This is a genomic window from Aquabacter sp., from assembly GCF_965279295.1.
Lineage (GTDB): Bacteria > Pseudomonadota > Alphaproteobacteria > Rhizobiales > Xanthobacteraceae > Aquabacter.
On sequence record NZ_CBDIHQ010000017.1, the window covers coordinates 604,310 to 616,403 of the forward strand.

Annotated in this window: 9 protein-coding genes; 2 read left to right on the forward strand and 7 right to left on the reverse strand. The window is 66.2% G+C overall.

What is annotated here, in order from left to right; genetic code table 11:
- Nucleotides 1-37: 37 nt before the first annotated feature.
- The 4 genes from ADADO0_RS17420 to ADADO0_RS17435 all read right to left on the reverse strand — a co-directional run bounded on the left by ADADO0_RS17420 (nt 38) and on the right by ADADO0_RS17435 (nt 5,447).
- On the reverse strand, nt 38-1,882 hold the full coding sequence (locus ADADO0_RS17420; RefSeq protein WP_511306453.1) for a phage terminase large subunit family protein: 1,845 nt from the start codon (nt 1,880-1,882) through the stop codon (nt 38-40).
- Entirely contained in the window at nt 1,875-2,393 is a 519-nt protein-coding gene (locus ADADO0_RS17425; RefSeq protein ID WP_511306454.1) for a hypothetical protein, read from the reverse strand. Before ADADO0_RS17425 ends, ADADO0_RS17420 begins: the two co-directional genes overlap by 8 nt.
- Nucleotides 2,394-2,801: 408 nt before the next feature.
- Nucleotides 2,802-4,043 carry an AAA family ATPase gene (locus ADADO0_RS17430; protein WP_511306455.1) on the reverse strand — a complete coding sequence of 414 codons (1,242 nt, stop codon included), beginning with the start codon at nt 4,041-4,043 and terminating at the stop codon, nt 2,802-2,804.
- Between the two features lie 372 nt (nt 4,044-4,415).
- Nucleotides 4,416-5,447: a GlxA family transcriptional regulator gene (locus ADADO0_RS17435; protein WP_511306456.1), complete on the reverse strand. Its 1,032-nt coding sequence runs from the start codon at nt 5,445-5,447 to the stop codon at nt 4,416-4,418.
- 127 nt (nt 5,448-5,574) lie between these two features.
- Here ADADO0_RS17435 and ADADO0_RS17440 point away from each other — a divergent pair, with 127 nt between their 5' ends.
- Nucleotides 5,575-6,411, forward strand: coding sequence for an alpha/beta fold hydrolase (locus ADADO0_RS17440; protein ID WP_511306457.1), 837 nt, complete (start codon nt 5,575-5,577; stop codon nt 6,409-6,411).
- A 157-nt stretch (nt 6,412-6,568) separates the two neighbouring features.
- On the forward strand, nt 6,569-6,865 hold the full coding sequence (locus ADADO0_RS17445; protein WP_511306458.1) for a DUF1330 domain-containing protein: 297 nt from the start codon (nt 6,569-6,571) through the stop codon (nt 6,863-6,865).
- A 169-nt stretch (nt 6,866-7,034) separates the two neighbouring features.
- Here the strand turns inward: ADADO0_RS17445 and ADADO0_RS17450 are convergent, their stop codons facing one another.
- From ADADO0_RS17450 to ADADO0_RS17460, 3 genes are all read right to left on the reverse strand, one after another.
- A complete protein-coding gene (locus ADADO0_RS17450; protein ID WP_511306459.1) occupies nt 7,035-10,142 on the reverse strand; it encodes an efflux RND transporter permease subunit in 3,108 nt (1,035 codons plus the stop codon).
- A 12-nt stretch (nt 10,143-10,154) separates the two neighbouring features.
- Nucleotides 10,155-11,255: an efflux RND transporter periplasmic adaptor subunit gene (locus tag ADADO0_RS17455; protein ID WP_511306460.1), complete on the reverse strand. Its 1,101-nt coding sequence runs from the start codon at nt 11,253-11,255 to the stop codon at nt 10,155-10,157.
- 104 nt (nt 11,256-11,359) lie between these two features.
- On the reverse strand, nt 11,360-11,980 hold the full coding sequence (locus ADADO0_RS17460) for a TetR/AcrR family transcriptional regulator (protein WP_511306461.1): 621 nt from the start codon (nt 11,978-11,980) through the stop codon (nt 11,360-11,362).
- Nucleotides 11,981-12,094: the final 114 nt, after the last annotated feature.

Below are 12,094 nucleotides of genomic sequence, written 5' to 3' on the forward strand. Positions count from 1 at the left end.
GGCCGCCCGCCACGCCCACGACTGAGGCGCGAGCACGTTAGCCGCTCATCCAGCGGCTTTTGACGACGCGCGGCATTGCCGGTGCGCTCACCGTGCTCCGCGGCTGAAGGTCTGCCAGCCGCTTGGCCTCGTCTCCCAGGCGGAAGCCTAGCGCCACCAACCCCTGCAAGGCGGCATAGCCGTAGACGCGGCAGTCGAGCGCCTCGTTTCGCACCCCAGGATCTTTGCGCCACTCCCGCACCGGCACACCCCGCCGCCATGTGCGGATCAGCCGTTCCGCGCCAAGCTGGCGGAAATAATCGAGGTCCCGCCCAACGGGGAAATGGCAATAGCCCGCCCCCGATTCGCAGAGGCGAAGGCGTGTCGTCACCACCTCCTTTGCCGAATCGACCCCGACAATGAACGGGGCCAGCATCTTTGCCCGGTCCTTCGGCCTGGGCGGGCGCCGCGGCCATACCGGCACACCCGGCCCCGAGCGGCCCTTGATCGCCCACACCCGGCGGCCGGCGCGATCCCGCGCGAAGCGGTACACGGTCTGTGTATGGTGCCCGCCGGAATCGATGGCCACCGCGCGCACCGGCATCGCGCCAGAGCGGGGATGCGGGAAGGTGCGCATGATCTCGGCGTCGAGCGCCTGCCACACCGCGGGCTCGGCCGGGTTGCCCCACAGCACGGTGTATTCGAGGGACCATGATTCCTCGCCCGCACCCCATCCGACGATTTCCAGTTCCAGCCGGTCTCCCTGCACGTCCACGCCCGCGGTGATCACGGCCACACCTTCGGGAAGATCCTCGCCCCACTCCTCCAGCAGGGCCATGAACCTGTCGGCCTCAAGGGCGGCATCGTCCCGGTCCTCGAACGGCTCGCCCAGCTTCAGATTTGTCCAGGCCTTCAGGCGTGAGGGGTCGGCTTTCGAGGCCAGGAAGTCCGCTGCGATCTCGCCCCAACTCTCGAACGGCGAATACAGCGCGGAGAGGTGAAAGCCTGCGGTGAGGCCATCGCACGGCGCCGTCGCACGCCACTCCCCGGCCGCCAGCATGGCGGGCTTGTCCATCTCCTCGATCACACCGCCGCAGGTGGAACACGCATAGAACGCCTTGCGTGGCTCGCCTTCCGGCCATGTGACGCCGCGCCAGTTGAGCACCTGGTGCGTGTCGCAGTGCGGGCAGGGCACGAAGAACCGGCGCTGGTCGCTCTCCGCATAAGCCTTCTCGATCCGCGATATGCCCGCCTCGGTGGGTGTTGAGATGAGGAACACCTTGCGCCGGCCGCGAAAGGTGACAGTGCGCTGTACGGCGAGCGCCACCGGGTCGCCCTCGCCGTCCGCGTCGGCGGGGAACGCGTCCACTTCGTCCAGCACCAGGTAGCGCGCCGGGGTGGAGCGCAGCCCGGTGGCGGAGTTGGCGCCGGTCATCACCAAGGCGCCGCCGGGAAACTCCTTCAGTCCAACGGTGTTGCCGGGCTCCTTCGAGCGCGCCGGCGCGATCTTCTCCCGCAGGGCGGGCGTGCCCTCGATGAGGGGATCAATGCGGGTGCGCGAGTTTCGCCGCACCATGTCGATCGAGGGCCACACGGCGAGGATGAGGCCGGGGGCATGGGCGATCCAATAGCCGATGGCGTTCAAGCCGGCCTCGGTGCCGCCGGTCTGTGCGCCCTTCATAAGCACCACCCGTTCAACAGGGGAGGCCACTGACAGGCAATTCATGATCTCGCCTAGGTATGGCACCCGAGAGGTGCGCCACGGCCCTGGCTCCGCGTTTGTGCCCGGCAGCATGCGGTGCTTATCCGCCCACTCGGTGACGGTGAGTTGGGGTTCGGGCTTCAGGCCGGCGCGCCATGCGGCGTCCACCAGCGCAGCGGTGAGGGTGGTGATCTCAGTCATGGGCGATTTCCCCGAGCGGGAGTGCGGCGAGCATGGCGAGTTGGTCGCGCACCAGGCGGTCCAGGGCGGCCACGGTGCTCGCCATGTCGCCTCCGGTGGCGGCTGCGATCTCCGGCGCCGCCCGGTTCACCCAGCCTATCCAGGCGTCCCGCTCGGCACGGGCGCGGGTCTCCACCGTCCGCAGGGTGGCGGCCTTGTCGATGAGTTGGCCACCGAGGCGCTCGGCCTTGAGCCGCGAGATCTCGGCATCTGCGGTGTCCTTCACGGCCCGCGCCGAGAACACCGGGGACGGGGCAGACGTGCCGTCCAGCGAGGCGCGGCGCCGGTTCGGATCGACGTTCTCCGCCACCCACGCCTTGGCACGAGCGACATTGACCCGCCCGTTCGGCTCAACCGGCATGCCTGCGGTGATGAGCTGCGACACGCGGCCGGGGCTTACGCCCAGCAGCTCGGCGACCCCCTTCTTGGAAAGGGTTTCGGCGGGCCGGTTGGCATCCGGAAAAAAGCTCAAGCTATGCATAATTCGCACCTCAAGCCTTTGTAAAGTCAGGGATTTTAGAACTAAAACGCCCACCGTCTAGAAGACCCATGCGCTTAGTTCGCCCGTATACCGGGAAGGCAGGGAGGACCCATGCGACAAGGCGCAGAGGGCCATCGCTCGGCGCCTCGACCTTGCGATCGGCTTGCGGGTGCGGGTGGAGAGCGCTGAGACGACATGCCTCCCTCGCCGGTTCTACCGATTGATCTGATAGGGGGGCGCTACCAGCCCCCCTATCTTTAGATAGGGGGTACTGCGACACACAAAAAACCCCCTTATTCTTCAAGGACTTACAGAAGACCCTGACACCTTGACGGGACACTGTGACACCTAATGATTTCAATGGGTTAGCAGATGACCTTGACACCTTGACGCCCCCGCTCATGAGGCGCCCCCGTAGGCTTCGCCCGTGGACGGATCACGTTCGTCCGGCAACGGCGGGTGGTGCATCGGTACTAAGACCTGGCTCTGCCGAGACACACGACCGAGACGCGCTATCCGCAGTCTGCCGGCGGTCAGCATCCGCTCCACTGTGCCCTCAATGTGCTTCCGGGTAAGGCCCTTGGTCTCGGGGTAGTGCATCAGCATAGCCACCACATAGTTCTCGGAGTTCTTCGCTGGTGAGGGATGGCGGCCAGCCTTCAACGCTGCCTTCAAAGCCGCCTCTACCTTCACCTCGGTGGCGAATATGTCGAAGGACACGGCCGATTGATCTGAGTTGCCATCGAGCATGAAAGCGCCGTCGAAGTAGCGCATCATCAAGGGCGTATCGCTGGGGGCGTAGTTACCTTTCAGGCGCTCCAGGATGCGCAAGTCGCGGGCACTCGGCCCACTGGCCTCTTCCTCATTAGGACGGCGCATCTGCACAACGGAACGCACGGCATTGCGCCATGCGGTGTTCCCCGAGATTCCGGTGTTGTCCCGGATGCCTGCGACGCTGGGATGCCCCACCAAAACGCACGCGCCGTCGCACTCGCGAGCGATAGCTTGCAGTGAGCGCACGAAGCGAGTCACCTGCTGGCGGTCGATCTCCAGGCCGCCGAAGGTGTCGGCCAGCGTATCGATAATGATGAGCTGAACGCCGTTCTCCCGGCAGTAGCGGCGCAGGTTGTCGTAGAGAGCGGTTGTGACCAGGCGCCGGCCGCTCCTGTCCGGCCCCATCAAGGTTGTCTCCTCACCCACCACGGGGCGCCAAAACAACTGCCCATCGAGATCCGGCCAGTCGATGCCAAGGGCTGCGTTGATATCGGCTTGCCTGCGGTGCAGTTCGTCTAGGTCATCCTCGCACGAGAGGTACAGCACCTTGCGAGGGGCCATCTCGATACCAAAGAACGGCGTCCCCGTAGAGGCACAGGTAGCGAGTTGCATGGCGAGCAAGCTTTTGCCTGTGCCACCATCTCCACTTAATAGCGATACACAACCATCAGGGAACCATCCAGGCAGGCACCAGCGGCGCTCCGGAATGGTCTTTCCATCGAGTGCGCTCGGGCAAATGACAGGCCATCCCGAAGGCTGGGTGGACTTGTTCTGCGGAGCGGCCGCGCTGGCGGCCTTTTCGATGATTTCTGCGATTGTGCGGGGGCCTGCACCGCCCCCCTTGAGGCGATCGGGGAAATCGACCATAGCGCGATCTCCGCCGGTCAATAAATGTAAGGGCGTGGCGGGAAAAAGCCGAAGCGGATCAACGGGCGCACATGCTTCCGCACCTGGGCACAAGTGCTTGAATTAATGGAAGCTTCGCCGGCACTCTCCTGGGCACCACTTGCCTTAGATTTCAATGGATTACTCCCGAGTCATACACTGGGGTGATACACATTGGTCGATTGGCTCCTGCCCCTTCCCTATATCCAGATTTCGCCGATTGATTCCGGAATGGTGCCGGCCACCTGCCGGTAAACGTGGCGCGGCAGTTGCCGACATGGAGACATCGTCAACAACCGGACGTTCCGTACGGACGAATGGACAGCTCGCGCCGCGGGTAAGCTCACGAGCCCATTATCGGTCCGCAATCGGCAGGCCTGCGTCTTCAACCGGGGTGTTCAGGCGAATGCCCGCAAGACCGAAACGTTGGCGGTATTCGCGGGGGCCGACGCCGGTGACTTTTAGGAAAACCTTTCGGAATGAGCCGGGGTCCTCGTATCCGACATCCCACGCGATCTGATCGACGGGGCGGGTGGTGGTCTCCAGCATCTCACGCGCTTTGCCGACCCGAAGGTGCTGGCAATATTCGATCGGCTTCAACCCCGTCGCCTTTTGAAAGCGGCGCAGGAAAGTGCGCGGTTCAAGCCCCGTGCGGTCCGCCATCGCGGCGAGCGTCGCATCGCGGCCACCGCTCGCCTGAAGCCAGTGCTGGACCTTCAGGACCGCCTCGTCGCCATGGCGCAGCTTCGGCGAGAACACGCTGTAGTGCCGCTGCTCGCGGCCGGGCGGGTCGACCAGCAGAAAACGCGCGGTCTCCAGCATCGCGGTCGGCCCCATTAGCCGGTCCACAAGCTTGAGCCCGAGGTCGGTCCAGGCCATCAGGCCGCCCGCCGTGATCAGGTCGCCATCGTCGATGACCAGCTTATCGATGTCCATGCGGGCACTGGGAAACCGTTCCGCGAAGTCGTTGGCGTAGAACCAGTGGGTGGTGGCGGCGCGGCCCTCCAGCAGGCCGGTCTCGCCGAGCAGGAATGCGCCCGCGCACACCGAGGCGAGCGTCGTGCCCCGCGCGTGGCGCTCGCGCAACCAGATCGCCAGCGCCGCCGCCGCCTCCTTGGTGATCGGCGCGATCACGGCGGGCGGCAGGATGACGAAATCCGGTTCGCCCGAAGCGCCGGGATCGCTATCGAAGATGCGTTCGGCGCCTTCGCCAGTCTCCCGGCCGCGCCAATGGCTGACACGCAGGCGCGGCGCCGCATCGCCGAGACGGCGCGTCACCATCAGGTTGGCGACGGAGAACAGGTCCGTCAGCCCATGAACCGCACCGAGCTGTGCGCCGGGATAGAGCAGGACGGCGATTTCCGCCAAGGGGGCCGGGTAGGTCATTTGTCAATTATGGCCTGAAATCTGTCGATCGCGCCAATGCGAAAGCGGAACGCGGACGGCTAGTGTCTGTTGATCGAATGAGCCGCCGGGGACGACAGAGACCGGCGACAGGCAGGAGTCAAAAATCATGGGCACGGTGATCACCACGGACGGGACGGACATCTTCTTCAAGGATTGGGGTCCGAAGGAGGCCCAGCCGATCATGTTCCATCACGGCTGGCCGCTCTCGTCCGACGATTGGGACGCGCAGATGCTGTTCTTCCTCGCCAAGGGCTATCGTGTCGTTGCCCACGACCGGCGCGGGCACGGCCGCTCAAGCCAGGTGTGGGTGGGTCACGACATGGACCATTACGCGGCCGACGCCTCGGCGGTGGTGCAGCATCTCGATCTGAAGAACGCCATCCATATCGGCCATTCCACCGGCGGCGGCGAGGTCGCCCGCTATGTCGCGCAGCATGGCGAGCCGCAGGGGCGGGTGGCCAAGGCGGTGCTGGTCAGCGCCGTGCCGCCGCTGATGGTGAAGACGTCGACCAACCCAGGCGGCCTGCCGATCGAGGTGTTCGACGGCTTCCGCAAGGCGCTGGCCGACAACCGGGCACAATTCTTCCTGGACGTGCCGACCGGGCCTTTCTACGGCTTCAACCGTGAAGGCGCGAAGATCGACCAGGGCGTGATCAACAACTGGTGGCGGCAGGGCATGATCGGCTCCGCCAAGGCGCATTACGATGGCATCAAGGCGTTCTCGGAGACCGACCAGACGCAGGACCTGAAGGCGATCACCGTCCCGACCCTCGTGCTGCACGGCGAGGACGACCAGATCGTCCCGATCGACGCCAGCGGCCGCCTCTCGGCCGCGCTGCTGAAGAACGGCACGCTGAAGACCTATCCCGGCTACCCCCATGGCATGCTGACGGTCCATGCCGACGTGCTCAATGCCGACCTGCTCGCCTTTATCCAGAGCTGAGCCACAACACGGCGGGCGCATCGCAGTGATGCGCCCGTTGCCTTTCGCTACCCTGCTGACGCCAGTGAAGCGGATTCGGCGCAGGCGGGCTTTCGTGGCTATCCTGCCTGCGGTGCGAATCCGACGCGGGATCGAAACGACAAGGCGGAGACAGAGAATGAGTAAGGCGTATTGGGTCGCGACCTATCGCTCAATCAGCAACCCCGAGGCATTGGCCGCCTATGCCAAGCTGAGCGGACCGGCGATCGTCGCTGCCGGCGGACGGATCCTGGTGCGGGGCGTGCCTGCACAGACCTATGAGGCCGGGCTGGCGCAGCGCACCGTCATCATCGAGTTCGATAGCGTCGATCAAGCCAAGGCAGCACACGACAGCGCGGCCTATCAGGAAGCTCTCGCCGCCCTGGCCGGAGGGGCGGAGCGCGACATTCGGATTGTCGAAGCGGCCTCCGCTTGATGTTTTAGAACGCAGGGGCGGAATCAGGTGGTCCTAGTCCATTGCCCGCCACGACCCGTGAAGGGGAACGTTGTGTCATGCGCGGTGGCTCCCGCTTGCGGGCGAGGGCCGGGGAGGGGGCAAGCGGTTGGGTCGGTCCCACTGGCAGCCCCTCTCCGACGGGACACGGCTACGCCGGCGCGTGACCGTCCTTGATGTGAGGGGCCGGCACCGGCTCGGGGGCGATAACCTTCGCCACCCTCACCCGGAACCAGGCGGCATACATGGCCGGCACCACCACCAGGGTGAGAACGGTCGCGACCAGAAGGCCGCCCATGATGGTGATGGCCATCGGCCCCCAGAAGGTGCTTTCCGCCAGCGGGATCATGCCTAGCACCGCCGCCAGTGCCGTCAGCACCACGGGCCGTGCGCGGCGCACAGTGGCATCGACGATGGCGTCGGCCGGGGCGTGCCCGGCGGCGATGTCCTTGTCGATCTGGTCCACCAAAATCACCGTGTTGCGCATAATCATGCCGGCCAGCGCGATCAGCCCCAGCAGCGCCACGAAGCCGAACGGGCGATGCGCGAGCAACAAGGCGAAGGTCGCGCCGATCAAGCCGAGCGGCGCCGTTGCGAGCACCAGGGCAAGCCGCGAGAAGCTCTGGAGCTGGATCATCAGCAAGGTGAGCATGACGATGATCATGATCGGGAACACGGCGGCCAATGCCGTGTTCGCCTTCACGCTCTCCTCGATGGAGCCGCCGGTCTCGATGCGGTATTCCGGCGGCAGCGAAGCCTTGATGGCGGCGAGTTGCGGCAGCAGGCGCGTGGTGACGTCGGGCGGCTGGATGCCGTCCTTCACGTCGCCGCGTACGGTGAGTACGAGGTCGCGGTCGCGCCGCCACAGGATGGGTTCCTCGGCGCCGTAGACGATGCGGGCCACCTGGGCGAGCGGCACGGCGACACCGTTCCGGGTTGTGACGGTGAGCGCCGCAAGGCGTTCCAGGTCCACCCGCTCCTCGGGCACCGCGCGGGCCACCACGCCGATCAGCAGGTTGCCTTCGCGGTGCTGGGTCACGGTATAGCCGGAGAGCAGGGTCTGGAGGGTTTCCGCGATGTCGCGCGGCGTGGTGCCGATGGCGCGCGCCCGGTCCTGATCCACCTGGAGGGTGATGGACTTGACCTGCTCGCCCCAATTGAGGTGGGGGTCGAGGAGGGCGGGATCGCCCGCCATCACCTGGCGCACCTGTTCGGCGATCTCGCGCACCTTCAGCGGGTCGGGGCCGACCACGCGGAACTGCACGGGGAAGCCGACCGGCGGGCCGAACACGAAACGGTCGACGCGCGAGCGGGCCTCGGGCAGGGCGCCGTCCGCGATCATCTGGTCGAGCTTGGCCTTCAGCCGCTCGCGCGCCTCGATGTCCTTGGCGACGATGACGATCTCGGCGAAGTTCGGGTTCGGCAGAACCGGGTTGAGCCCGAGCCAGAAGCGCGGCGTGCCACGGCCGATATAGGTGGTGGCGGTGGCGACATCCGGGTCGCCGGCGACCAGCGCCTCGGCCTTCTTCGCGGTTGCTTGCGTGGCGGAGATGGAGGTGCCCTCCGGCAGCCGCATCTCAAGGAACAGCTCGGGCCGCGTGGAGGTGGGGAAGAATTGCTGCTGCACCAGCCCGAACGCCGCAAGCGAGAGGGCAAACATGCCGAAGGTCACGCCGATGACCGCGAAGCGGTGCCGCAAGCTGAAGGTCAACACCTTGCGGAAGGCGCGGTAGAGGCGGCCGTTGTGGGCATCGTGGCCGTGGGCCGCGGTCTTGAAATTCGGCAGCAGCATATAGCCGAGATAGGGCGTGAAGATCACCGCCACGAACCACGAGGCGATGAGCGCCATGCCCACCACCCAGAAGATGCCGCCGGCATATTCGCCGGCCGAGGACTTGGCGAAGCCCACGGGCAGGAAGCCGGCCGCCGTCACCAGCGTGCCGGTGAGCATGGGGAAGGCGGTGGAGGTCCAGGCGAAACCGGCGGCGTGCGCGCGGTCGAGCCCTTCCTCCATCTTCACCACCATCATCTCGATGGCGATGATGGCGTCGTCCACCAGCAGGCCGAGCGCGATGATGAGGGCGCCGAGCGTGATGCGGTGCAGGTCCATGCCGCTGGCGAACATCACCAGGAACACCACCGCGAGCACCAACGGCACGGAGAGCGCCACGACGATGCCGGTGCGCAGGCCGAGCGAGAGGAAGCTCACCACCAGCACGATCACCAGGGCTTCGGCGAAGGTCTTCAGGAACTCGCCCACGGATTCCGAGACGATGTGCGGCTGGTCGGCCACCTGCGTCACATCGATGCCGGCGGGCAGTTCCGCGACGGCCGCATCCATGGCGGTCTTCAGGGCGTGGCCCATGGTGATGATATTGGCGCCGGACGACATTGAGACGCCGATGCCGATGGCGTCGCGCCCGTTCTGGCGGATCATGAAGGCGGGCGGGTCCTCATAGCCGCGCTTGACGGTGGCGATGTCGCCCAGGCGGAAGATGGCATTGCCTGCGGCAACAGGCACAGCGGCGATCGCCTCGGCGCCCTTGAAGGCGCCGGAGAGGCGCAGGTTGATGCGGTCCGCATTGGTCTCGATGGCGCCGCCGGAGACCACGGCATTCTGCCGCGCCACGCTGTCGAAGATCGCCTGCGGGGTGATGCCGAGGGTGGCGAGGCGGGCGTGGCTGAACTCGATATAGATCCGCTCGGGGCGCTCGCCCACGAGGTCCACCTTCTCCACGTCCTTCACTCGCAGCAGCTTCTGGCGGATGATCTCGGCCTGCTTCTTCAGTTCCGCCGGGCCGACCTTGTCGCCGGAGAGCATGTAGAGGGCGGAATAGACGTCGCCATATTCGTCGTCGAAGAACGGGCCGACCACGCCCGCCGGCAGGTCGCCCTGCATGTCGCCGACCTTCTTGCGCACCTGGTACCAGAGGTCCTGCACCGACTTGGCCGGGGTGGAATCCTCCAGGAACACCTGGATGAAGGAGATGCCGGGGCGGGAATAGCTCTCCACCCGGTCGAGGTGGCCCAGCGCCTGGAGCTTCTTCTCGATCGGGTCGGCCACCTGGTCGCGCATTTCATCCGCGGTGGCGCCGGGCCAGGCGGCGCTCACCACCATCACCTTGATGGTGAAGGAGGGATCTTCGGCGCGCCCGAGATTGACGTAGGCATAGGCCCCCGAGACGGCCAGCAGCAGAATGGCGAACAGGGTCAGCGCGCGATGGCGGATGGCCCAGTCGGAAAGGTTGAACGCCCCCATGTTCGCCTCCTGTCAGCGCGCTGCGACGGTGCGCACGGCGCGCCCGGGCTCAAGGGTCTGGACGCCCATGGTCACGACGTTGTCGCCGGTCGCGAGGCCGGTGGAGACGAGCGCGGTGTCGGCGGTGTAGCCCGCGATCTCAACGGAACGGGCCGACAGCGTGCGGGTCTTGGGGTCCACCACATAGACATGCGGGCCGGTGCCCTTGTCGAACACCGCAGAGAGCGGCAGGCGGGCGACATCCGCGTGTCCCGCGGGGTGGAGGGTGACGGTGGCGGTCATGCCCAGCGCGACGGTGTCATCCGGGTTTTCCAGGGTGAAGCGGGCGGCATAGGTGCGGCTCGCGGCATCGGCCTGGGGCGAGAGTTCGCGCAGACGCGCCTTGTAGGCGCGGGTGGGGTCGGCCCATAGGGTGACGGTGGCGACGTCCGCCCGCGCATCGGCCAGCGCGGTCTCGGGCAGGGCGACGGTCGCCTCCTTCTCATCCAGGCGGGCGATGCGCGCCACCGTCTGGCCTGATGTCACCACCTGTCCTGGCTCGGCGGCTGTGGACATCACCACGCCGTCGGCGTCGGCGAGGAGATTGGCATACGCGAGCTTGTTGCGGGCAAGATCCAGGGCGCGCTTGGCCCGCTCGAGCCGGCCGACCGCCTCCTCCTTCGCCACCGACTTGCGGTCGAGATCGGCGTTGGAAGCGAAGCCGCGCTGGGTGAGGGTGCGATAGCGCCCGTCCTCCGCCGTGGTCTGGTTGAAATTGGCGGTGGCGGCGGCCAGCTCGGCCTCCGCGCTCTGGAGTTCGAGCGAAAAGTCCTCCGGGTCCAGCTTGGCGATCAGATCGCCCGCCTTCACCAATTGCCCCACCTCCACCGCGCGCTGCGAGACCTTGCCGCCGACGCGGAACGAGAGGTCGATCTCGCGCCGGGCGCGGATGACGCCGACGAAAGTCTTGTCCACCTCCAGCGGCCGCAGCGCCACCTCCACCACCTGCACCGGGCGGGGCGGCGGGCCGGCCTGCTGGGCGGGGGCGGGATCACCGCAGCCGGCGAGAAGCGCGGCGAGGCTCACGCCCGCGATCAGGCGCAGGGCCGGGAGGAAGGGACGAGCGGCGGACATGGTCTCATGCTCCTGAAGATTTACGTGTCACGACTGACGAATTTTGATTTTCATCACAGCTTACGCATGAAAAAGCCCGGGACAGCGCCCCGGGCGTTTCCTGTTCACATGGCTGTTCGCGCGACCTCGACGCTGCGCAGCAGGAAGGTCAGCGTCGCGTGCAACTGGCCGTCCAGATCCTCGTCGATGCTTTCGGCGATGAGGATGGGATGGCAGTAGCGCACCATTGCGCTCAGCAGGATCTGGCTGGCTGCGGCGGCATCGTGGGAGACGAACACGCCGTCCTCCATGCCCTCCTCGAGAAGGCTCTGGACGCCGGCGCCGATCCGCTTCTTGTGGGCTTCGATCGACTCCCAGTTCAGCTCGATGGCCACCAGCACCATGTCGTGCAGCCGCCGCTCGGAGATGAAGGTCTCGCGGTGATGCACTAGGATCGCCTGGAATAGCGCGAAGATGCGCGCCCGCGCCGGCTGCGGCTGGCCCAGGATGGCGCGGATCTCGTCCTCCATCTCCAGCAAGATGCGCGAGCAGATGGCCTCGACGATGGCGTTCTTGGAGGGGAAGAAGCGATAGACATTGGCCGGCGACATGCCGAGCTCAGCGGCGATATCGGCCACCGCCGTCTTGGCGAACCCCATACGCCGAAACATCTCCTCCGCCACCCGCGCGATGCGCTCGCGGGTCTCGTCGGCGGTCTCCTTGGTGCGATGGGCGACTGGGGGCACGGGGGGGGTGTTTCCGGTGAACTGACGATTATCATAAATCGTCAGGAGTTTTTTGCAAGGGGGGAGAAGAAGGAAGTGATTGTTTCACTCGAGCATGGTCTTCGCACTGTCGTA